Origin of the sequence: Paracrocinitomix mangrovi, from assembly GCF_019740355.2 — a bacterium.
GTDB classification, from domain to species: domain Bacteria; phylum Bacteroidota; class Bacteroidia; order Flavobacteriales_D; family Crocinitomicaceae; genus Paracrocinitomix; species Paracrocinitomix mangrovi.
Genome location: NZ_CP091819.1, coordinates 1,970,271 through 1,994,454 on the forward strand (window position 1 = coordinate 1,970,271; position 24,184 = coordinate 1,994,454).

Consider the following 24,184-nt stretch of genomic DNA (forward strand, 5'->3'; position numbering starts at 1 on the left):
GCTTTGATATAAACGCAAACTGAAATCTGTTGTTGGTTTATTTTTATATTTTTGTTCTTCTTTGCCAGACGGTAAAAAAGTGCTTGAAGAAGTAGCAATTTATGTCAGAAATCCATAAAACAATAGGTGTCATAGGTGGTGGTAGCTGGGCTACTGCATTGGTTAAGATATTGACCAATCAGGAACACGTCATCAATTGGTGGATGCATAATGAAAGTTCGGCTGAACATCTTTTAAAGTTCAAGCACAATCCAAAATATCTTCAATCTGTTGAATTTGATTTGGACAGAATTAATGTGAGTACTGATATTATGGAAGTTGTAGAGCCTTCAGAAATTCTGATTATCGCAACACCATCTGCCTACTTACACAACTTGTTTCACGATTTTCCAAAAGAGAAACTAAAGAACAAGTCAATTTTTTCTGCTGTAAAAGGTATTATCCCAGAAGTAAATGAAATTCCGGGTCAATATTATCACAAGCATCTTGAAGTTCCTTACGAGAACATTGGAATTATTTGTGGTCCTTGTCATGCAGAAGAAGTTGCATTAGAGCGTTTATCCTACCTAACAATTGCTTCACAGGATGAAGATCTGGCAGAATACATGGAAGAACGCTTGAATTGCAGATACATTAAAACAACGATTTCTGATGACATTTTTGGAACAGAATATTCAGCTGTATTGAAAAACGTATACTCAATTGCCAGCGGAATTTGTGCCGGATTAGGTTACGGTGATAACTTTCAATCAGTTTTAGTATCAAATGCAATTCAAGAAATTGAAAACTTTATTGATGAAGTGAACCCAATTCACCGTGATGTTAAATCATCTGCTTATTTAGGTGACTTGTTGGTAACTGCATATTCTAAATTCTCTAGAAATAGAACATTTGGTTATATGATTGGTAAAGGCTACTCTGTGAAAATTGCCCAATTAGAGATGGACATGATCGCTGAAGGATACTACGCCACCAAATGTATTGTAGAAATTAACAAAGAATATGGTGTTGAAATGCCAATTTTAGAGGCAGTAAACAATATAATCTACGAAAAAATTTCTCCTTTTATTGAAATGAGAATTCTAAGTGAAAAGATGAGCTAATTACTTTTTATTAGCTTTTGTTTTAGCGTCAGCTTCTAAAATCTTATTAGCATCTTTCAAAAACTTTTCTTCCTCTTTTCCAGCAACAACTCCAGGACCAGAAGGATACCCTAATTTTCCGATAGCTGTTAATTGATACTTATTTGTAACAGCATCTTTATCTGCATAAAACATCCAGATTGTAGGATAACCAGTTACTTTAAATGCTTGTTGCAATTCTCTATTTTGCTTTGCTTGTTCAGCCGGCAATTGTTTTCTTCTTGGAAAATCAAGCTCCAGCAAAACAACCTCTTCTTTGGCCCATTTAATGAAAGCCTCTTTCGCAAATACGTTGTTTTGCAATTTAATGCACCAACCACACCAATCACTTCCGGTAAAGAATCCAAAAATTGGTTTCCCTGTTTCATCAGAGACTTTATCTGCCTCCCCTAAGTCTGTATACCAGGTTAATTTTTCTTTTTCTTTATCATCCTGAACTTTGGCTGTATTAGACTGAAACGAAAGTGTTACAACTCCTACTAATGCCAAAAAACTTACAACTATTGCTCTTTTCATATGGTAAACTTACAAATTTTTGACTGTATTTGAAAGACGTAAGAACTCAGCTTTCGTCTGTTAAAATTTTGTTAAAATTCAAATACAGAAGGTTTTAGGATTACAATCAATGCAAATCAGGTGCCATAAGTCCTGCTTTTATAGCGACATTCAAATTATTCTCGGCAGGAGGAAAAGGGCAAAACCATCCGGAAGTGTACGCGCAATAGGGATTATAGGCCAAATTGAAATTAATAATTACCGAATCATTTTGCGGAACTTCAATGTCTAAATATCTTCCTCCACCATAGGTTTCATTCCCCGAAGTTTGATCTGTAAATGGAATAAATAAATAATCTTGATACTGCAGTTTTGCACTCATATAGGCCGTTAAAACATAAGAAGCACTGTCAATAACAAAATGCAATTTTGCGTATCTCAAATATTTTTTTTCAGTTCCGGCTGAAGTTGGCATTACAATAGTGTCTTGATTTTCTAAAACCTCAACACGTGCATTGACCCTATAATTCAGGTCAATTTCAAAGAAATTATGCCCTTTAAACTTTTTTCTTTCTTTCTTTTTTAAAGGTGATTGTTCTTTATCCCAATAATGCTCGTTTTGCTCTTTTTGAAAAGTTTTTACCTCTAAAAACAAAGAATCCTCTGTCTGAGCAATTGCCCAAACAGAGGATATCAATATTATTGTTAAGCTAAAAAGCTTCATTTTTTTTACTTCAATACGAAGTTATCTTGTCCAATTTTTACACCGTCAGCCCAGATTTCAGCAATGTAGTTTCCTTTGTCAGCATCAGTAACTAACTCATAGAACACACACACATCAGTTGACTGGTTTTGGTAGTTAATTGTCTTCTTATCTGAATAAATAAGGTTCTGTCCTCCTTCTGTAGTGAAGGTATTATTTGGACTCGAATTTAAGACAGTTCCGCTTGGTGAAATAATACGCATATACAGCACCTTGTTTCCGGCATTTGCGATAGCATTATCATTAACTGTAAAACAAGAGCGGATATGTGTACTAGCATTTGCACGGGTAGTTTCTTTAAAAGACCCACTGCTTCTTTCTTTAATACCTGTAGTAGTAAATCCAGTTGCCACTAATTTAGATCCTGCATTTACTTTTTCAATTGCCTGATCTCTTTCTTGTGATACTGTGTTTAAGTTATCTTGAGTTTTTTCAAGATCTTTTAACGTTTTATCCAAGCTTTCAGTTAAAATACCGTTAGCAACGTTTAATGAATCAATTGTTCGGATATAATCCTTCATGATTGATCTCAGCACTTGCGTTTCTTTTTCAAGCTTTCTAACCTTACTAGCATATCTTGATTTATCTCCTTTTGCATCTTCTAACTCAACCATTAACTGTTGAATTTTATCTTTTTGAGCAGTGATACTGTCATTCATATCAGCATTGTCAACCTTCATTTGATCGTACATTACTAACATGTTTTCAAGATTATGTTTTACATCTTCACCAACATCTAACCCTTGCTCATACATCATATTGTTCAAGTCATCCAACTCTACCAATAATTCATCACGTTCATTTTGACATTGATTGATGATATCATTTTTCTCAGATAATTTCCATCCAAGGAAACCTCCTGCTAACAGCATCATGATAATCACGATAATGTAAAAACCATCTCTCCTCTTTTTTTCCTTTGGAGGTGGTGGTGGTGGATTATCAGATGAGCGTGCAGCTGAAGTATCGATAAATGCACCACCTTCTTCTTCCTCTTCACCGTAATTTAAACCGTTTCCTTCATTTCCTTCGTTCATACCTTCTTCTTCCTGGTATCTTTCTTCTTCCTCACTCATAGTAGCCTGTTTTTAATTGTTAATCATTTTTTGACGCAGATTCTGCATGAATTTAGATGCGTATACGAACTTTACCACCTCTTCGTTATCAGTAGTTATAATTTCGTTGCTATCTCCTTGCCACCACTTTCTTCCCTGGTTAATAAAAATGATGTGATCACCAATTTCCATTACAGAGTTCATGTCGTGCGTAATCACAACAGTGGTCATATTATATTCATACGTGATTTCCTTGATTAAATTATCAATACGTATGGATGTTTTTGGATCTAAACCTGAATTGGGTTCATCACAAAACAAATACTTTGGATTCATTGCAATTGCTCTTGCAATAGCAATACGTTTTTGCATTCCTCCTGAGCATTCAGCCGGAAACAAATCATTTTTATTAATGATATCTACTCTTTGCAAGCAAAAATTAGCTCTATCTCTTCTTTCTTCTAAAGACATATTCGTAAACATCTTTAAAGGAAACATCACGTTCTCCTCAACTGTCAATGAATCAAAAAGAGCTGAACCCTGAAAGAGCATTCCAATTTCTTTTCTAATTTCTATTCGTTCTTTTCTGTTCATGGCAGTAAAATCTCTACCATCATATAGAATAGCACCTTTATCAACCTCGTGTAAACCAACAATACACTTAGTTAAAACTGATTTTCCTTGACCAGATGCTCCAATAATCAAGTTAACCTGACCTTCAGAAAAAGTGGCGGAAACATCAAACAAAATTTGCGTATCACCAAAAGACTTTGATATGTTATCTACCACGATCATTACACCAACAACAATTGCGTGATTACATAATTTGCCAATAAAATTGCCACTGAAGCAGCAACAACAGCTTTAGTACTTGAACGACCTACTTCTAATGATCCTCCTTTGGTATAATATCCATAATAACAGGCAATAGAAGTGATTAAAAATCCAAACACTGTGGTTTTTACCAAAGCATAATAAACGTACCATGAATCAGTGTACCAAAAAGCTTTGATTCCTATCAAATAAGTATGAGTAGAATACAGTCCTGACTGAACACCTGCAATCCATCCTCCTACCAAACAAAGAACCATTGAAATAATTACAACAAAAGGTAAAAACAAAGTAGTTGATAGAATTTTAGGTAACATGAGGTATCCTATAGAATTAACTCCCATAATTTCAAGCGCATCAATTTGCTCAGTAACTCTCATAGTTCCAATTTCAGATGCAATATTAGAACCTACTTTACCAGCCAAAATAAGTGAAATAATAGTTGGTGAAAATTCTAAAATGGTAGATGACCTTGTGATATATCCAATAGTATATTCAGGTAAAAAAGGCGAACCCATATTTGCAGCAGTTTGCAAAGAGATTACACCCCCCATAAAAACTGATAAAAATGCAACTAATGGAATAGAACTAATTACAATGGCATCTACTTCATCAAAGAACATTTGCCTGAAAACACGCAGTTTTTCAGGTCTCATGAATACCGACTTAAGCATTGCAATGTATCGGCCTATATGTTCAAAGAGATTCATTTAATCTGCTAAAATAACTATTATTTTGATGTGCTATCAATAGATTCATTAAGCCTTTAACATAATTTTGAATTCGGCTCAGTAATATCTAATTTTATACACTTTAAAATCTAACCGATATACATGGAAGTAAAACTCAACAAATTAAAATCTACACTTGAAGAAGTAGTGCATTATCAACTAATTAGCAATGATGACACAATTGACATTAACGATTTAATTGGCAAAGAGATAAGCATGACATTTCATGGCAAAACGCAGTGTAAAAGTTGTGGAGATTTTAAAAAATTATTTGCTCAGGGATTTTGTTACAATTGCTTTTTAAAGGCACCTGAAGCAAGTCCATGTATAATTAACCCTGAACTTTGTGAAGGACATTTAGGAAAAGGTAGAGATGTAGAATGGGAGAAAGCAAATCACGTTCAACCACATGTAGTTTATCTTGCGGTATCTTCTGATTTAAAAATCGGCGTAACAAGAGAATCTCAAGTACCAACAAGATGGATTGATCAAGGCGCTTCATTTGCCATTGTTGTTGCTGAAGTACCTTACAGAAAAATAGCTGGAGATATTGAAGTTGCCCTTAAAGGAACTTTTACTGACAAAACAAATTGGCGAAATATGCTTAAAAACGTTGTCATTGATGTTGATTTAGAAGATGAGAAATGGCAAATAGAAGAACTATTACCTATGGATCTGGCAGAATATATGAGCGAAGATGATACAATTTGGGAAATAAATTATCCGGTTTCAAAATACCCTGAAAAAGTAGTTAGCGTAGGTTTTGATAAGCAAGCTGAAATTAAAGGAACATTGTCGGGAGTAAAAGGTCAGTATTTTATTTTTGATGATGGCCGTGTATTAAACATACGTAAACATGAAGGATATTATGTTGATTTTAAGATGTAGTATACTATTGATTTTTCTTTCAACTTTTTGTGCAAATGGGCAAATTGCTTGGACATGGACACCATTGAACGACATGCCATTTGCAACATCAAACAATGCAGTAAGTGAAGGAAAAATTAGTGGTGAATCTTATATCTTTTCGTTTGGAGGAATTGATACAACAAAAATCTGGTCTGGCATACACAAAAGAGCCTTCAGATACAATGTGAACGCCAACAGTTGGGATGAAATTGACACCTTACCTGTTACACTTCCACTTATAGCTTCATCTGCCAATACCGTTAAGAACAAGATTTATATAATTGGGGGATATCATGTTTATTCAAACGGAAATGAAACCTCATCAAATGAAGTGATTATTTACAATCCTGAAACTAATACATACGAAGGAAATGGAACACCAATCCCAACTCCTATTGATGATCAAACCCAATGTGTTTACAAGGATTCTTTGATTTATGTGATCAGTGGGTGGAGCAATACAGGAAACGTCACAAATGTTCAAATTTACAACCCCTCACTGGATCAATGGCAGGCAGGCACACCAGTTCCAAACTCAAGTGAATACAAAGTTTTTGGTAGTTCAGGACAAATTATTGGTGACACCATTTACTATTATGGAGGAGCCTCAACAGGTTTTAATTTTCCGGCTCAATGGAAATTACGAAAAGGAATTATAGATCCCAACGACCCTTCACAAATAAGCTGGAGCATTGAAGAAGATGCACCAAATAGAAACTACAGATCGGCTTGCTTGGCTCATGGCAACAATATTTTTTGGGTTGGGGGCACAGCAACATCTTATAATTACAATGGCATTGCCTATAACGGATCAGGTGGAGTTGAACCGCTTTACAATATTGCAAGGTATGATGGATTTCATCATCATTGGCACGAAGGAACCGGCGCGCCATATGGTGTAATGGATTTAAGAGGAAACGGACAAATATCTTCAACAGAATGGGTAGTTTGTGGCGGGATGGCTGATGGACAAACTGTATCAGACAAAGCTTATTTACTTACTTATGATCCGGTTGTTGGATCTATTGAAAATCTTCCATCAGTTGAATTTAAAATTGTCAATCATCAAATTTATTTTGATGGACTTGTATCAGACATTACCATTTATACCATGGAAGGAAAATTGGCTCAAAAAGTAAATGGTAATCTCATATCTGATAATTTAAACGGACTATTTATCTTGTCTTTCAAATCAGGCGGAACAACTTATAGACATAAAGTTCTAATACAATAAAAAAAGGGAGCCGTGGCTCCCAGTTTTGTTAACAATTGCAATTACCTTCACAACTGCAATTTCCTCCATTGCAACAATTACAGTTGCAATTACATTTACATTGATTTTGATTATTCATTTCTGTCAATTTAATTAATACTTACTATCACTTTAATAGACGCAGTACTAAAAAAAAGACGCAATTAATCTTCACAACCGCATGCTGATTTGCAAGCTTCCTTTTCAATTACATTCCCGTATACATCAACCGTTGGATTACAACAAGCCACCATTTGGTCTTTGATCATTTGACGTGCTCTTTGAACTCTTGATTTATAAGCTGAATAAGATATCCCTTCTGCAATTGCCAAATCTTTTTGCTGGATGTTTTTATAATGCGTTTGCTTTAGGGCGTCTGCATATTTATCAGGTAAACTGTTAATAAGGGGTAATAAACAATTAGATAATGTTTCAACATCAGATTTGTCTTCCACCTCTTCAACTAACTTTAATTGTTCAACGTCAACATCAGTTGAAATCTTCTTTTTCCTATAATAATCTATAATGGCATTTCGGCAAATTTGAAACAACCATGACTCCAATTTAGTACCATCCTTTAATTGATCCTGATTCTGATGGATTTTTACAAATACATCCTGCAGCAAATCATTAGCTATATCTAAATTATTGACCTTAGACAGAATAAACAATTGCAGTCTGTCTGAAAAATCTTTCCAAATTAATTCTGTACTCATCTCACTTACTTAGACGAATGAATCTAAAAAAGACGCAAAAAATTTAATTTTTATTTCTTCCCTTGAACAATTTCTGGTGAAGCTCCCAGTAATCAATGTAATACAACACTTTAAGGGAGACACTATTTGTTGCCGGATTTTGAAACATCCCTCCTACATTTTGGAAATAATTTTCTTCTACTTGATCATCAAAAGAGAATATTGAATTTTTCCATACCAAACTCAACTCACTTCCGGGAGCAAAAATCCACCTGTATACCATGTCAATTGTAAATGCATTAAAGCTGTTATCGTGAAGAGATTGGTCATTAACATCATATCCGGTATAAGTTGTATACACCATTTTACCGTCTTCATTTAATCTACAATTTGAATCAGAAGGCATTTTATACAGAAGAAAGATCTTAATAGATTTATCTCAGATACAATAAAAAAAGGTCAGCCAAAAACTTGGCCGACCTTTTACTAAACCTCCTACTATCAGAATTAGTAGGTCAATTTTTCTAAACGCATGTCAAGTCTTTTTTCCTTTTTATAATATTCTGAAATCGAAACATGCCCTGGCTTGGCCGGACTAATCCACATATTTTTTGCTTCAGTATTAATAGGAACTCTAGACGCTTCCATTTCTCCACCACTAAAGTGAAGAACACCTAACATTACATCATTTTTTTTATCTCCTTTTGATTCTTTTCTGTCATAATCTGTATACACAACAGTAAATTCATCTTTTTCTACTTGTCGTGATGTAAATGAATAATCAAAAGCACCTCTTGCGTTAATGTAATATCCCAAGAAAGCTGAACCATAAAGCCCCATCCCCGGATCAAGAAAAACACTAGTTCTTTTCTTTTTCACAATTTTAAAATCCACCATCTCTTTCTTATCATCTAATTCAATAATAATCATGTTTGAAATTCGGATTTCGAAGTTAGCCGCAGCCTGTCCTCCACCTAATGCTCCAGACACAACATTCATAGCAACTCCTCCAGCACTTACTTGTTTTCTAAATTGCTCACCGACAAGAAATAAATGTCCATTTGAATTTGATCTAATAACATCATGAAAGAAAATTGAAAAACCATCTTTTGCTTCTTTCTTATCTTCTTCATCCAAGTTATCATTCTTGAATTGAGCAACTTCGCTATCCCATCCATATTGCTGCGTACCTAAAACGTCTCCACTATATGAAACTTCCTTTACAATAATACCTTGACTTTTATCTTTCAAGAAATCATCCCCCGGCTTGTAGTACTCTCCAATTAAAATAATCTTACTATCCTCCTTATCCAAATAGGTTCTCAGCACAGTTTCTTTTCCCTCATCTTCATTTCCCATTGGGATTTCTTTAATCAATTTACCATTGGCAGAATTAATGATTACAAAAGCTAAATCCATTTTTCTAGTAGTCAAACTCTTTTTCTTATAGACAGTAGCAGTAATGAACTGATCATTTACCTGATTAATTTCTATAGTCTGAATTTTAGTTGCAGCCGGATCTGATTCCAACTTCCATTTTTCTTTCAAGCTATTATCATAAGCAGTAAGAGAATATCCCAGCTTCTTATTTTCAGAGTAAGACTGTCTTACAAATCCTTCTTCTCCAAATGGATAAATAGTTACGTTTTCTGTTTGACTTGACAAGGCCTGGGCTGATCTTGAAACATCATATCTCGGGATTTCTTTGGCAGGCACCAATAGTTTACCAACCTCTTGACCAGTTTTGTCAAATGTTACAAATTCATAACCTTCTTTTCTGTCGTAAAAAAACATCATAAAGACTTTGCCATTGTATACCATTTCCAATAAGTAAGAGCCTTTTGGTCTAATCATTTCGAAACTTTTGACAGAATTATAGTTGTCATCAAAAATTTCTATTTCATAGGCATTGTTCTTTTTGTCTTGCTTTTCTTTAAAGTAAAAGACATAATATCCAACAAGTTTATTCTCTTCTAAAATAGCTCCAGATTGTCTTCTGTTTTTTATATCCATCACATTTGGAATAGAAGCATTTTGGGCTAAAGCTTTTTGGCTCGTCACTCCTATTATAAGGGCTATAAGAACCAGATTGATTACCTTTTTCATAAGTTGTTTTCTGTTTTAATAGATGTTAAAATCGTTTTGATATAATAGTGGTTAATCCTATCAAATTCTGTCCCGTACCTAATAATGAAATTTTCATAATCCTTATTAACGACATCCAAAATTGCCATTGAAGGATTAGAAGTTTCGGTACCTAGAAAATCTTTAAAGTGTTTGTTCCAATTATCTGCAATTGCAAAACATTTTTCAGGACTAATTTCTCTTAAGAAAAAGATCAAATGATTAAAGCTATCATCATAATATGAACTATGTGTTTCCACCCTCTTTCCAGCTCTTCTCTTTATTTTTTCATATCCCAAATAACAAAAACTAAAGGGTATTGTCATCCTTGCAAAACAATCATTTGAATCCCTTCGAATTAAATGTAAGCTGTAAAAAATAGCTCTGTCTAACCTTCCAGATTGCAAAGCATCAATTATAAGCTCTTTTTCAGCCATATACTTGTACTTTGTATATTCAGGATCAACACCGTATACTTTGTTAGTATCTAATTTATCGCCTAGTTTTTCTTCAAAAACAACTTTTCTTTGAGCGCTAAATGGATGTGTGCGAAGCAGATCTTCCAGGGTATCCTTTTCAATCACAAACTCTCCAAGACTAGATTCATAATGAGGTTTTAAATCTTTAGTAAAATCTTGATCAATATCATCTAAAAACAAGAGTTTATTGAGATCCAATAAACTTGTATCATACTCATGGTCACTGAGGTCAAAAATGGAGAATACTCTGCTAGCTTTATCAAGATTGTAGCCGGCTTTTAAAACGCAGTCATATCCAAAATCATCTGCATCATTCTCATTTTTTCTAGACCTAGATTTGTTTGCCAAAATCCAGGGAATCATTAATTCATTTAGGGCAGAAACCCTTCCATACTCTTGGCTTTTTATAAGGGAAATTCTTTTATTAATAGAGTCATTTAATGCTAAATCTGCATAGTCTACAATTCTATTTCTGTAATGATGCATTTCATTGTGCCCCAATTCATGTCCCAAAACAAAAGCAAGTTCTTCTTCCGAATTTGATCTAAAGATCAGTCCTAAATGGACAAACACATTATTATCACCCATATTAAAAGCGTTGGGCGACTCATTTCTAACAATAAATAAATGCCTTTTTTCAGTAATTCCTGCAGCGATTGCAACCCTATCTAATACAGATTGTACATATGAATGAAGTGTTCCTTGAATTATCAACTCGCCATTTGCTAACAAATTAGTGAGATACTCTTTTCTTTGAAGTAGATTTTTCTTTAACGCTTTAAGTTTTTTACCCTTGTAATTTTCATCCAAAAGATCAAATTCACTTTTGTAAGCATCATGAGCCAATGACTCAACTAGTTCATTTTCAACAACAAGCTTTGCGTGCTCCACATCAAAGGAACAATCTTGCCCAAACGAAATAATCGAATGGCAGCAAAATACAATACAAAACAACTTTAGTTGATTTAAATAAGTTTTGGGTGTCAAAATATCGTATTACTGTAGCGAATATAAGCTTTTATTACCTATCTGCCTTCCTATGTTTAAATAGTTTTTGATGTAATTCCCAGTAATCAATGTAATACAGCACTTTAAGGGAGATACTATTTGTTGCCGGATTTTGAAACATCCCACCTACATTTTGGAAATAATTTTCTTCTACTTGATCATCAAAAGAGAATATTGAATTTTTCCATACCAAACTCAACTCACTTCCGGGAGCAAAAATCCATCTGTAAACCATGTCAATTGTAAATGCATTAAAGCTGTTATCGTGTAGAGATTGGTCATTGACATCATATCCGGTATAAGTTGTATACACCATTTTACCGTCTTCATTTAATCTAAAAAATTCGTTATAAGCCAATTTAGACCAATAATGACGCAGCCTGAATGTTATCCCCATTTTGTTATTCATGATATATGACAAGTCCATCACATTAGTAATTGTCACACGATCTCTTTTCGCAAAAATTGGATCTTCTGGATGATCAGGATCAAAAACTATGTTAAAATCTTGCGTTAATGCAACACCCTCTTCATTCCACGCATTATTTTGAGTATACGTAAACACCAGAAACCACTTGTCATTGAATCTAATTCTAGGACTTAAAGCAAGGTTGAATCCGTTTCGTTTTTCTTCAAAAAATTGATACCAGGTTGCATTTACATCATAAGCAAATGGCTTACTGTAATCAGATGACAAAAAGAATCCTGGAGCGAACAATGCATCACTTTCATAGAATCTCCCAAATACTCTTGGTTCAAAATAATCGTGTAATCTAGTTGGTTCAGCATAAAAATTTAATCCTGCCCATAAGTAGTTCTTTTTAAACGCTCCACCAAGATCTCCTGTTATGGTAAATTCGGCATAGGCATCCGGATAGATGATTCTACTATGAGTAACCGTCAATGAGGTCCAAGCCTTAAAAAATCTACCAAAAGGCTCATACCAATTGTATCTAAATATCCCTCTAGCGGTTCTAATGTTTGTATATATATTAAAACCAAGGTCGTTAGGATCATATTTTCTACTGGTTTCATCATAAACGGCCGCCCAGGTCAAAGCTCCGGCAGATTTTTCGATTCCCGCAGCTACTTGATGTCCTAGATGAACACTGTCTGGAAAATACAATTGTGAAAGTGAACCTAAGGACCAAAAATTATATTGCTGTCCCTTTGTATAGATATCAAACATGGCGGAGGTGACATTGGCATCATAAGACATACCACTTCTCCATACATTGGTATTTGTCAAATTAACAGATGAATTGTTTTTCAAATTTTGATCTAAAACAAACACATTATAATTGGTCAATGGATTTGTTCTGAATGACCTTTCTTGACCTGTTATTGTGTCCCTTATGGTAGCAAAAGTATTTGCCGTTACAGCATTGAACACACCTACACCAGTCCCTTTTTTGGTTCTACCGGACAACTTGGTGGCATTGTATAATTGAGTTGTATTAGGATTTTCCTCAACTACTTCATTTGAATCTAATTCATTATAAGTTGCATATCCATACAATGGAGCCCCTCCAATTCGCCTTGAATAAAAAATACCGGCTTTATTAAAGAGCTCAATGCCTTCAGTAAAAAACTGTCTTCTTTCATTAAATCGCACTTCAAATGGTGAAGTATTGAGCACTTGATTGTCAAACTGAACCTGTCCAAAATCAGGCACCAAAGTAACATCAACTGTAAAAGCTTCATTGATACCCCATTTTACATCCATTCCTCCGTTGGCTGTATATCCTGTTGTGCCATTAAAATTTTCAATATAACCAGAGACATATGGTGTTAATGCTAATCTTAAAGGAGCGTCCACATTTTCAATTCCTGACATCTCTCCCAATTGAGAAATTAGATTTATACCGGCGGGATCATAGTAATTCCAAAAAGTTTGCTCTCTGTGTCTTCTAATAGTTCGAACAAAAGTCACTCCCCAATTACCTTTAATGGCATCAGAAAATCTAATTGCAGAAAACGGAATACGGAATTCTGCCACCCATTTGTCATCATGAATAGTAACCGCACTTTGCCATACTGCATTCCAATTATTATCAACATTGTCAACAGAATGAAGCTCATCAATTTGAACACCTGCACTAGTGGTTAAAAAAGCAAATCCAATGGTCCCTGCATTATAAGGATCTAGGACTAAACCGCACCAATCTGCATTACCAAAGTCATCCCTTTGAGATAAAGTCATTGTCATGCTGTCTCTATCATCATAATTGATAAAACCTATAAAAATAGCGGCGTCATCATAAGCAATTTTTACTTCTGTTCTCTCTGTAGCAGGAGCACCGGCCACGGGCTGATTCTGGATGAAATCTGAAGAAACATTGAGATTGGACCAAAAAGATTCATTCAACGAACCGTCCACCTCCACCTTTTCATCAATGCGAACGATAGTTGTTTGTTTCTTTTCTTCAGCACGAAGAATAAAAGAAACCAGAATAAATATGGGCAATAAAAATCTTTTCAAAGTCAGTACAAAATTGCATACAACTTATCTTCTTTCAAAAAGAAATTTTGTTAAAGGTTGAAATTCCATAAAAAAAACCGCCTGCATTACTGTAGACGGTTTTCTTATTATTTTCTTAAATGTAAATTTTACATTTCTGGTAAATCTCTCTTAAATGAAGGGATTCCGGTAACATCCATACCTGTAATCAACAAGTGGATATCATGCGTTCCTTCATAAGTAACAACTGATTCCAGATTAGCCATGTGTCTCATGATTGAGAATTCACTTGTAATTCCCATTCCTCCAAGGATCTGTCTTGCTTCACGAGCAATTTTCAGTGCTATTTCAACATTGTTTCTTTTCGCCATTGAAATTTGAGCAGAAGTTGCTTTACCTTCATTTCTCAATTGACCTAAACGATAAGTCAACAATTGTGCTTTTGTAATTTCAGTGATCATTTCAGCCAATTTTTTCTGTGTTAACTGAAATGCTCCAATTGGAACACCAAACTGTGTTCTTTCTTTAGAATATCTCAAAGCTTGATCGTAACAATCCATAGCAGCACCTAAAGCACCCCATGCTATTCCGAAACGAGCCGAATCTAAACAAGAAAGCGGAGCTCCTAATCCAGATCTACCAGGTAGGATATTTGATTTTGGAACTCTTACATTATCAAAAATCAACTCACCTGTAATTGAAGCTCTTAATGAAAGTTTTCCCTTCATTTCGGGTGCAGTAAACCCTTCCATTCCTTTTTCCACAAGCAATCCATGAATTCTTCCAGTTTCATCTTTTGCCCAAACTACGGCAACATCAGAAAGAGGAGCATTTGAAATCCACATTTTTGCTCCATTTAATATCACGTGGTCACCATCTTCTTTGAAGTTAGTTATCATTCCTGCAGGATTTGATCCGTGATCAGGCTCAGTTAAACCGAAACATCCCAAAGCATCACCACTAGCCAATCTTGGCAACCATTTTTGCTTTTGTTCTTCAGAACCGTATCTCCAAATTGGATACATAACCAATGAACTTTGAACAGAAGATGTTGATCTTAAACCAGAGTCACATCTTTCTAATTCTTGCATAATCAAACCGTATGAAATTTGATCCAATCCAGGTCCTCCATATTCTTGTGGAATATATGGCCCGAATGCACCAATCTCTCCTAAACCTTTTACAAGGTGTTGAGGAAATGCCGCTCTCTCATAATAATCTTCAATGATAGGAGAAACATTTTGTTTGATCCAGGCTCTTGTAGCCTCTCTGACCATTTTATGTTCTTCGGTCAATAAATCATCTAAATTGTAGTAATCCGGATGTGTGTATAAATCTGTTGCCATTTTTAATTGGTTTAGTATTTTGGTTACAAGGCACAAAAACATATCAATTGTATTTTGCATCTTGTAAAGCGCGACAAATGTATGTATTTTAACATGAATATTTTCACATGTTATTTTATATGTTTGACAATGCGAACAATAAAAGGCTAATTTTGCAGGTAGATGCCAATAAGTTTATTGAACATATTTTCAGGGGATCCACTTCACATAAATTATGAAGTGATATTTTGGATTTGCATGGCTATTAATCTGCTATTTATTGCAATTGCCAAAACATTAAATCAACAGTACATTTCGTTATTATTTAACACTGCTATTTATAATCGATACTTAATTCAAAATACACAAGAAGAATTAAAATTAAATAGTACATCATCCATTTTATTGACCATCACTTACTTTTTGAATTTAGCCGCTTTAAGCAGTTATCAATTGGCGTTTGGATACAATGAAGTAATTCTTTATTTCGTAGGAACACTTTTAGCCGCTTCATTAATAAAATGGTTGGTGATGTGGATTCTAATTTTTGTTACCGAAAATAGGTCCGGAATTTCTGAACATATCATGAATCATTTCATTTTTTATCAGCTTGGAGGAATCATTTTAACACCGATATTAATATTGAGTCATTTTTTTAATGAGAATATTCACGAGACCATAGTTCTTGCATGTCTTATTTTTGCTGGGTTTTTAATCTTGTTTAGAGAAGCACAGTCTATCCTTCGAGCTTTAAAGGCAAGAATTTCTATTTTATATATTATTTTGTATCTTTGCACGCTCGAATTGGTGCCGTTAATCCTAATAATTAATGTTTTCGTCACTGATTCTGCTGGATTAAACTAAAAAAAGCAGTCGGATTTATGAGCGTTAAAACAATTTTAGTTTCCCAACCGAAACCGGAAAGTGAAAAATCACCCTATTTTGATTTAGCAGATAAATATAAACTAAAGATAGACTTTAGACCATTTATCAATATTGAAGGAGTCTCAACCAGAGAATTCAGAGATCAAAAAGTTGATTTAGCAAAACATACAGCAGTTATTTTAACCAGTAAAACTGCAGTAGACCACTTTTTTAGAATCGCCGAGGAAACTAGATTTAAAGTGCCGGACGCAATGAAATATTTCTGTATGTCAGAAGCTGTTGCTTATTATTTACAGAAATATGTTGTTTATAGAAAACGTAAAATTTTCTTTGGGAAGCAAAACATTGAAGACTTGGCCGAGGTATTAAAAAAACACAAAGACGAAAAGTTTTTATTGCCTTGTTCAGATATTTTAAGACAAAGAATTCCAGATACACTTGAAGAATTCGGAATCAACTTTACAAAGTTGGTGCTATACAGAACAGTAGCATCTGATTTATCTGATTTAGAAGATGTAAAGTATGACTTATTAGTATTCTTTAGTCCTTCAGGAATTGAATCTTTGTTAAAGAACTTTCCTGAGTTTAAACAAAACTCAACAAAAATTGCAGCTTTCGGACCAACTACTGCTAATGCAGTGAAGAAATACAACTTAAGGTTGGACATCCATGCTCCTCAGCCACAGGCACCAAGTATGTCTATGGCAATTGAGCAGTTCATCAAAAGCAACAAAAAGAAATAATTGTTATTGAAACAAATTGTAATCCGCTAGTTTGCGCTAGCGGATTTTTTTATTTCAAATAATAGTTAAGTATTGATGTTTAATAACTTTTTTACTTCTATTAGTTTGTAGCACTAGCCATTGCGGTTTAATTTTATATTTTTACCCCAAGACATCAGATCAATGAACCTACTTGAGAAACTTAAACCTAAAAAGAAGGCCGATAATAAGAAGGCAGACACCGCTGAAGCGTCTGACAAACTAAAAAAGAGCACAAGAAGAATAATTCTTGTAATTGTTTGGCTGGGAGCATTTTCTCCATTCTTTGCTATCATTTTTGGACTTTGGTTAGCAAATGACAGCATTCCATCACACGAAGAATTAGCAAATCCACCTGACAAGCAAGCTTCAATTATTTATTCTGCAGATGGAGTTGAAATGGGTAGATTTTGGAGTGTCAACAGAAAAAGTGTTGATTACAATAAAATATCTCCATATGTTGTAAGTGCTTTAATTTCAACAGAAGATGAGCGTTACTACGAACATGCAGGTGTAGATTTTTATGGAATAGCAAGAGCGATTGGGAAAGCAGCCATGGGTAAAGATGGTGGAGGCGCCAGTACTATTTCTCAACAGTTAGCTAAATTACTTTACACTGTTACAGATACTGTAAACGGTGGTGTAGCAAAAAGTAAAAAAGACCGATTGATTCAAAAATTTGGTGAAAATATTTTAGCAGTAAGGCTGGAAAGAGCATACACTAAAGAAGAGATTCTTACCATGTATCTTAACAATTTTGACTTTTTATACAATGCTGTAGGTATCTCTTCTGCAGCACAAGTATACTTTAACAAAGCACCTATTGACTTAAAAATGGAAGAAGCTGCTATGTTGGTTGGAATGTGTAAAAATCCGGGATTATATAATCCATTAAAATTCCAACTTCGCAGTAGATATGACGCAGGTCCTGAAGGACAATCAGCCTATGAAAAAGACAGTGCTAATGCTTATAACAGAAGAAATACTGTTTTAGATTTATGGTGTAGAAACAGTTCAGAAGGCAACGAATATCTTTCTTCTACAATTACTCAGGCACAATGCGATTCACTTAAAAAACTACCTATTGTTGTGGATTATCAAAAAGTTGATCACAAAGAAGGTTTGGCTCCTCACTTTAGAGAAGTTTTGCGTAAGGAGTTAACTTCAAGATTAAATGAACAAGATGAAGATGGCAATTACATTATAGCAAAACAAGACGGTACGCCATATAATATCTATAAGGACGGATTAAGAATCTATACCACCATAGATTCTAGAATGCAAGCACATGCTGAATATGCTGTTCAAGAACATATGTCAACAACTTTGCAGATTGAGTTTGACAAGAATAATAATCGTAACAAAAGACCTCCTTTTGGAAATGAAGTAACAGAAGAAAGAATTGATCAAATCATGAATTCTGCTATTAAAAATTCAGACAGATATAGAGAAATGTCTGCAGCAGGCCATTCAGAAGCATCAATTGAAAAAGCCTTCAACACTCCAACAGAAATGAAAGTTTTCTCTTATTGGGGAGATTTTGACACCATTATGACTCCTTATGATTCAATCAAATACTATAAGAGTCAACTACAAGCAGGATTAATGTCAATGGATCCAAAAACAGGTTTTGTAAAAGCCTGGGTTGGTGGACCGGATTTCAATCACTTTGCATATGATCATGTTAAGCAGTCTAAAAGACAAGTTGGGTCTACAATTAAACCATTTGTATATGCAGCAGCTATTTATTTAGGATTAATTGACCCTTGCAGTGCTTTTGCAGATGTTGATTATTGTATAGATGTACCTAAAAGTCCAACAAGAATGGAAAGCTGGTGTCCGGCAACAGGTACTAAAAATACCGGAGATTTAATTCCTGCAAAATGCGGTTTAGCTGGATCATTGAATAATATTACTGTCGCTGTAATGAAAGAAATGGGACCACAAGCCGGACCTCAAACAATGAGCATTTTGCTTAAAAATGTTGGAATAAACTTAAAACCAGAAGAAGTTGTTGCAGCTATGTGTTTAGGACCAATGGATGTTTCACTTTACGACATGGTAGGAGCTCAAAGTACATTTGCCAATAAAGGTCTATTTATCAAACCAATCTACATTATGCGTGTTGAAGATAGAAATGGTAACGTTTTAATTGATCTTGAATATGAAATGCACGAAGCAATGCCTGAAGTTTTAGCATTTACAATGCTTGAAATGATGAAAGGAGCGGTAAATGGAGCTTCTAATGTACATCAAGGAGGACAAGTTTATGCAACAAGTTCAAGTTTGAGAAGCAGCAGACCATGGGGAGGATTGAAATATTCTATAGCAGGTAAAACCGGAACAACTAATGGTGCATCTGATGGTTGGTTTATGGGACTTACACCAGATTTAGTAACAGGTGTTTGGGTAGGTGCTGATGATCGAGACATTCACTTTAGATCTTATCCTTGGGGTCAAGGTGCCAGAATGGCTTTACCTATTTGGGGATACTATATGCAAAAAGTATATGGAGACTCGAGATTAGATATAAGTAAAGGTGATTTTGAGGCACCTCCTATCATTGAATATGATCCAACCATATTTAACTGTAGCAAATCACAAGGTATTGATCCTTTGTTCTAAATAAATTTGAAAGAATTAATCTGTAAAAGAGACAATCTTTATTAATTTTAAAACATGAACAAAGTTGTAGACAATGTTGAAGCAGCCTGCGAAGGTATTGAAGACGGAATGACTTTAATGCTTGGAGGATTTGGGTTGTGTGGAATTCCTGAAAACTGTATTGCTCAATTAGTAAAATTGGGAGTCAAAGATTTAACGTGTATTTCTAATAATGCAGGAGTTGATGATTTTGGTTTAGGTTTATTACTTCAAAAAAGGCAAATCAAAAAAATGATTTCGTCTTATGTTGGAGAGAACGACGAGTTTGAAAGACAAATGCTAAGTGGGGAATTAGAAGTTGATCTTATCCCCCAAGGATCTTTAGCTGAACGTTGTAGAGCAGGAGGAGCCGGAATACCAGCATTTTACACACCTGCAGGTTACGGAACTGAAGTAGCTGAAGGTAAAGAGGTAAAAGTTTACAACGGAAAACCTCATATTTTGGAAACAGCTTTAACTGCTGACTTTGCCATTGTAAAAGCCTGGAAAGGGGATACTGAAGGAAACCTGGTATTTAAAGCAACTGCCAGAAATTTCAATCCTATGATGGCAATGGCAGGTAAAATTACAATTGCAGAAGTTGAAGAATTGGTTCCTGCGGGAGAACTTGATCCAAACTTCATCCATACGCCGGGTATATTTGTTCAACGAATTTTTCAAGGTGAGAAATTTGAAAAAAGAATTGAACAAAGAACTGTACGCCCTAGAGCATAATTCTTACTTTGACGTGAAGACCAACTGATGTTTTCACGACTATTATCATATCGACATTTATCGGCTGTTACATTAGCAGCTTTGAGCTTGTTTATCATCTTGCTCTCAATATTTGTTGGACCCCCATTACCTCTTTCATGGGATACAATTGGTTATTATTCATATCTAACTGAATTATTCACTGATGGAAGTATCCACATTGAAAACCTATCTTATTACGAGCATATTGTTGACACATATGATAATTCTAACACATTGTATCAATTCATCACTTTAGAAAATGGAGCCATTATTACAAAATACACCTCTGGTTGGTCAATTGTAAATAGTCCCTTCATGTTAATTGCACATCTGTTTGCAGGATGGTTTGGATATGCACAGGATGGGTACAGTGACCCATATCAAATTGCTTTGTTCGTGTCCAGCTTGTTTTACACACTTCTAGGATTAATTGTAATGAGAAAAGTGCTACTTCATTTTTTTAGCGACAAACTCACTGCACTTCTACTTGTTATTTTAGTTCTGGGAACAAACTATTTACACACCAATTATTCTTGTATAGGAACTGTTCATGTTTATCTATTTCCACTTTATGCTTTATTACTTTTGTTCACAATCAAATTTCATCAAAATAAACGCATAAAATACAGTATCATTTTAGGAGTAATTCTTGGTTTAATGATGTTGATTAGGCCAACTGAAATTATAGCTATTTTAATACCACTTTTATATGGAATAAATAGTTTTAAATCGTTTTTATTACGTTTTAAACAATATTTTAAAAGTCCATATTATTATGCTTTATCCCTTACAATTATTGGGATTTATGGAATTCAGATGTTGTTCTGGTATAAAACGACAGGTAGTCCACTTGTATACACTTATTTAAACCCGGCTGAAGGCTTGGATTTTGACAAGCCACACCTTTTGGAAGTACTCTTTAGTTTTAGAAAAGGATGGTTGATTTATACCCCAATAATGATATTTGTGCTTATCGGAATTTATCGTTCATACAAACTAAAAAACCAACTGTATTTTTCCTTTTCAATTTTCTTGATTTTATATCTATATGTCACTTCATGTTGGACAAGCTGGTGGTACGCCGGAAGTTTTTCGCTAAGGCAATTAGAACATATTTATCCAATTTGCTTACTACTTATTGGCTTCTCAATTTATCAATTAAAGCCTGCTATACAGAAATTCAATTTATCAGTTATTGGCATTTTCATTTTGCTCAACTTATTTCAAACTTGGCAATTTCAAAATGGTATTTTACATATGTCAAGAATGAGTTCAGCCTATTACTTTTCAATATTTGGCCAAACCTCAGCACCAACAGAAAAACAAAAATCTCTTTTATTAATTGACAGAAGTCTTGAGAATTTTGAAAACAAATCAGCATATAAATTAGTTAAGCAAATTGAGTCTCCTTTTAATAATTTAGTTCTATCACAAGAAAATCCCTACTCTCCTGCTATTAAATTCTCATATAATGACATCAGTGAACAAGATCACCTTTGGTTAATTGCCACATCAGAAATAGAACAAATAGATAGTAATAGCACTATTCCAGATTTGCATCTTTGCATATATACCACCAACGAACATGGCGTATATAACTGGAGAAAGAAATCGTTGGCTGAATTCTATAATACTAAAGGGAACATTTCTTTTGAATACTTAACTCCTCATCTTAGATCAGAAAAAGACACCATTGCAGTAAGCTTGTGGCATCAAAATGGTGAGGCGGTTCAGGCTAAAAATCTAGAATTATTTGTTTACGAGAAAAAATAAAACATTCATTCTTTCGTATAGGACAAATGAAAGTACTTTTGATTATTTGGAAATGAAGATTCTTATATGTTCCACATGACTTAGAACATCTCAAATTAACTCATGAAAAGTAGAAAAATTAATAACCAAACCTAGAATCACAGACCGAATAGAAAAAACATAGAGGCCTTTGAAGCAAACCACCCAAAACTAAACTTTGAAGCAATTTAACCCAAAACTAAACTTAGACATCTCTGCAAAATTTACTCTGATAGTAATTTTGCTATTACTGTTGTACCCTATACTTTTTGGTTTCCCTTTTAAAATAATAGGAGCTGATACTTTAGGGTATTACCTCTATCTTCCTCAAACTTTTATAGAAGGTGATTTGGCTATGAGTAGTACAGATGCTGCAACATCTGCTTTGATAAAGTATCATAATACAAATATTTTATATCAGGTTCATTTGGTAGAAGATACCGGTAATCACGTCATTCAGTATTCCTCAGGAATGGCTTTTATTTATATGCCATTCTTTTTGATTGCTCACGCATTTGCTAGTATTTTTGGATATACTACTGACGGATATAGTCTTCCATACTCTTGGTCGTTAATTATTGCATCATACACCATGACAATTGTAGGGCTCGTTTATTTACGTCTTTTCCTATTAAAACTTTTTAATCCATCAATCACAGCAATAACAGTTGTACTAATTGCCTTTGGAACAAACTACTTTATCACGCAAAGTCAAAGTCCAGGCTTACCACATATTCATCTTTTTGCATTCTATGCTGCCCTTATATATTATACTATTCGCTGGCATGAATCAAATAAATTGAAACATGCAGTTTTAATCGGAATTTTATTAGGATGGATGATACTTATCAGACCCACTGAAATTATAGCAATTCTAATTCCCATTCTTTGGGGAATTCACAATAAAGCTACGCTCAAGAATAAATTGATCCTTCTAAAAAATAACATCAAACATGTATTGATCATAACAATCATAATAATAAGTATACTGTTTGTTCAGTGTCTGTATTGGTATCATGTTACAGGACATTTTATTTTTAATAGTTATATGAACAATGGTGAAGGATTACATCTAGAATACCCTCATACCATTGACTTTTTATTTTCTTACAGAAAAGGCTGGTTCATTTATACACCCTTAATGATTTTACCTTTTATTGGAGTATTTACCAAAGGTGACTTTAAAAACAGCTGGATCACTCCCTTTTTGGTTGTAACTATAATCGCTATATATGTAAGTTCATCTTGGTCGGTCTGGTGGTATGCCGGTTCATTTTCTCAACGAACCATGGTCCAAACTTACCCACTTTTTGCCATAGGATTAGCTAGTTTCCTGGTCATGATTAGCAAAAGTTTGAAAAGGAAAATAATCTTCGTACCTGTAATTATTCTTGTGACCCTATTAAACCTATTTCAAAGCTGGCAATACATACAATATATTCTTCCCCCTGATAGAATTACCAAAGATTTTTATTGGGCAATATTTGGTAAAACTGAAGCGCCGCTACATGTCGGAAGACTTTTATCTGTAAACAGGGAAGAGGAAGTTTTTGATAGAAACAAATTAGAAGCATTTTGGACTGATAAAGCAAGAGATGAAGAAGGAAATATTATTATTGATCAACATTTAACAGCTGACAATGAATGGGGAAAAGGCATAGAAACTCCTTATCGCGAAACTTGTAAAAGCGAATATTGCTGGTATGAAATTACTTTTGAAGCATTTATACCTGAACATTCCGATCCCTTTCAAATAGAATTAGTTGCAGATATGGCTTACAATAACAAGCATTATGGCTATGTAAGTTATGTATTGGGAGAGAATGAAAATTTCAAAACAGAACAATGGTGTCACTATACTTATCATTACATTTCACCTCACCCACGCACACCTACTGTCTGGTTTAGAACATTCGTTTGGGGTAAAAAACATGAGATATTTATAAGGAATTTCTCTGTGACTTCATTTATAGAAAAAGAGTCTCAAAATTTAAATTAGATCAGATAATAAATTATGGAAGCAAACGTGAATAGGAATTGTTATGCCTAAAAATCACATTCCACTAGGAAAATGTTAA

General features: G+C 34.3%; 20 protein-coding genes. 9 read left to right on the forward strand and 11 right to left on the reverse strand.

Annotated features, from left to right (window positions below):
• Positions 1 to 101: 101 nt before the first annotated feature.
• Positions 102 to 1,103, forward strand: a complete 1,002-nt coding sequence (locus K6119_RS08860) for an NAD(P)H-dependent glycerol-3-phosphate dehydrogenase (protein WP_221838363.1) — start codon at positions 102 to 104, stop codon at positions 1,101 to 1,103.
• Here the strand turns inward: K6119_RS08860 and K6119_RS08865 are convergent, their stop codons facing one another.
• The 5 genes from K6119_RS08865 to K6119_RS08885 all read right to left on the reverse strand — a co-directional run bounded on the left by K6119_RS08865 (position 1,104) and on the right by K6119_RS08885 (position 4,942).
• Positions 1,104 to 1,658 (reverse strand): thioredoxin family protein, encoded by a 555-nt coding sequence (locus tag K6119_RS08865; RefSeq protein ID WP_221838364.1) that lies wholly within the window; start codon positions 1,656 to 1,658, stop codon positions 1,104 to 1,106.
• Positions 1,659 to 1,764: 106 nt separating this feature from the next.
• Positions 1,765 to 2,361, reverse strand: a complete 597-nt coding sequence (locus tag K6119_RS08870) for a DUF1684 domain-containing protein (protein WP_237828143.1) — start codon at positions 2,359 to 2,361, stop codon at positions 1,765 to 1,767.
• Positions 2,362 to 2,366: 5 nt separating this feature from the next.
• The gene (locus K6119_RS08875) at positions 2,367 to 3,476 is read right to left on the reverse strand and encodes a hypothetical protein (protein ID WP_221838369.1); all 1,110 of its coding nucleotides are present in this window, start codon (positions 3,474 to 3,476) and stop codon (positions 2,367 to 2,369) included.
• Positions 3,477 to 3,488: 12 nt separating this feature from the next.
• Positions 3,489 to 4,250, reverse strand: a complete 762-nt coding sequence (locus K6119_RS08880) for an ABC transporter ATP-binding protein (RefSeq protein WP_221838371.1) — start codon at positions 4,248 to 4,250, stop codon at positions 3,489 to 3,491.
• Positions 4,250 to 4,942 carry an MlaE family ABC transporter permease gene (locus K6119_RS08885; protein ID WP_237828144.1) on the reverse strand — a complete coding sequence of 231 codons (693 nt, stop codon included), beginning with the start codon at positions 4,940 to 4,942 and terminating at the stop codon, positions 4,250 to 4,252. The genes K6119_RS08880 and K6119_RS08885 overlap by 1 nt, the downstream gene beginning before the upstream one ends.
• Before the next feature lie 177 nt (positions 4,943 to 5,119).
• Here K6119_RS08885 and K6119_RS08890 point away from each other — a divergent pair, with 177 nt between their 5' ends.
• Both K6119_RS08890 and K6119_RS08895 read left to right on the forward strand, forming a co-directional pair.
• Positions 5,120 to 5,905, forward strand: coding sequence for a DUF2797 domain-containing protein (locus tag K6119_RS08890; RefSeq protein WP_221838375.1), 786 nt, complete (start codon positions 5,120 to 5,122; stop codon positions 5,903 to 5,905).
• A complete protein-coding gene (locus K6119_RS08895) occupies positions 5,874 to 7,160 on the forward strand; it encodes a Kelch repeat-containing protein (RefSeq protein ID WP_221838376.1) in 1,287 nt (428 codons plus the stop codon). Before K6119_RS08890 ends, K6119_RS08895 begins: the two co-directional genes overlap by 32 nt.
• A 182-nt stretch (positions 7,161 to 7,342) precedes the next feature.
• Here K6119_RS08895 and sigZ read toward each other — a convergent pair whose 3' ends face one another.
• From sigZ to K6119_RS08925, 6 genes are all read right to left on the reverse strand, one after another.
• Positions 7,343 to 7,894, reverse strand: coding sequence for an RNA polymerase sigma factor SigZ (gene sigZ / locus K6119_RS08900; RefSeq protein WP_221838377.1), 552 nt, complete (start codon positions 7,892 to 7,894; stop codon positions 7,343 to 7,345).
• A 43-nt stretch (positions 7,895 to 7,937) separates the two neighbouring features.
• On the reverse strand, positions 7,938 to 8,279 hold the full coding sequence (locus K6119_RS08905; RefSeq protein ID WP_221838378.1) for a DUF5916 domain-containing protein: 342 nt from the start codon (positions 8,277 to 8,279) through the stop codon (positions 7,938 to 7,940).
• A gap of 101 nt (positions 8,280 to 8,380) precedes the next feature.
• Positions 8,381 to 9,979 (reverse strand): DUF6770 family protein, encoded by a 1,599-nt coding sequence (locus K6119_RS08910; RefSeq protein ID WP_221838379.1) that lies wholly within the window; start codon positions 9,977 to 9,979, stop codon positions 8,381 to 8,383.
• Positions 9,976 to 11,367 carry a M48 family metallopeptidase gene (locus tag K6119_RS08915; protein WP_221838380.1) on the reverse strand — a complete coding sequence of 464 codons (1,392 nt, stop codon included), beginning with the start codon at positions 11,365 to 11,367 and terminating at the stop codon, positions 9,976 to 9,978. The genes K6119_RS08910 and K6119_RS08915 overlap by 4 nt, the downstream gene beginning before the upstream one ends.
• Positions 11,368 to 11,497: 130 nt before the next feature.
• The gene (locus tag K6119_RS08920) at positions 11,498 to 13,966 is read right to left on the reverse strand and encodes a DUF5916 domain-containing protein (RefSeq protein WP_221838382.1); all 2,469 of its coding nucleotides are present in this window, start codon (positions 13,964 to 13,966) and stop codon (positions 11,498 to 11,500) included.
• Between the two features lie 128 nt (positions 13,967 to 14,094).
• Positions 14,095 to 15,291: an acyl-CoA dehydrogenase family protein gene (locus K6119_RS08925; RefSeq protein ID WP_221838384.1), complete on the reverse strand. Its 1,197-nt coding sequence runs from the start codon at positions 15,289 to 15,291 to the stop codon at positions 14,095 to 14,097.
• 162 nt (positions 15,292 to 15,453) lie between these two features.
• Here K6119_RS08925 and K6119_RS08930 point away from each other — a divergent pair, with 162 nt between their 5' ends.
• The 6 genes from K6119_RS08930 (at position 15,454) to K6119_RS08955 (ending at position 24,105) form a co-directional block, all read left to right on the forward strand.
• The gene (locus K6119_RS08930) at positions 15,454 to 16,134 is read left to right on the forward strand and encodes a DUF4271 domain-containing protein (RefSeq protein ID WP_221838386.1); all 681 of its coding nucleotides are present in this window, start codon (positions 15,454 to 15,456) and stop codon (positions 16,132 to 16,134) included.
• 17 nt (positions 16,135 to 16,151) lie between these two features.
• Positions 16,152 to 16,898, forward strand: a complete 747-nt coding sequence (locus tag K6119_RS08935) for a uroporphyrinogen-III synthase (protein WP_221838388.1) — start codon at positions 16,152 to 16,154, stop codon at positions 16,896 to 16,898.
• Positions 16,899 to 17,060: 162 nt separating this feature from the next.
• A complete protein-coding gene (locus tag K6119_RS08940; RefSeq protein ID WP_221838390.1) occupies positions 17,061 to 19,541 on the forward strand; it encodes a transglycosylase domain-containing protein in 2,481 nt (826 codons plus the stop codon).
• A gap of 54 nt (positions 19,542 to 19,595) precedes the next feature.
• Complete coding sequence (locus K6119_RS08945; protein WP_221838392.1) at positions 19,596 to 20,294, forward strand: CoA transferase subunit A; 699 nt, start codon at positions 19,596 to 19,598, stop codon at positions 20,292 to 20,294.
• Between the two features lie 27 nt (positions 20,295 to 20,321).
• The gene (locus tag K6119_RS08950) at positions 20,322 to 22,088 is read left to right on the forward strand and encodes a glycosyltransferase family 39 protein (protein WP_221838394.1); all 1,767 of its coding nucleotides are present in this window, start codon (positions 20,322 to 20,324) and stop codon (positions 22,086 to 22,088) included.
• 196 nt (positions 22,089 to 22,284) lie between these two features.
• A complete protein-coding gene (locus tag K6119_RS08955) occupies positions 22,285 to 24,105 on the forward strand; it encodes a glycosyltransferase family 39 protein (RefSeq protein ID WP_221838397.1) in 1,821 nt (606 codons plus the stop codon).
• Positions 24,106 to 24,184: the final 79 nt, after the last annotated feature.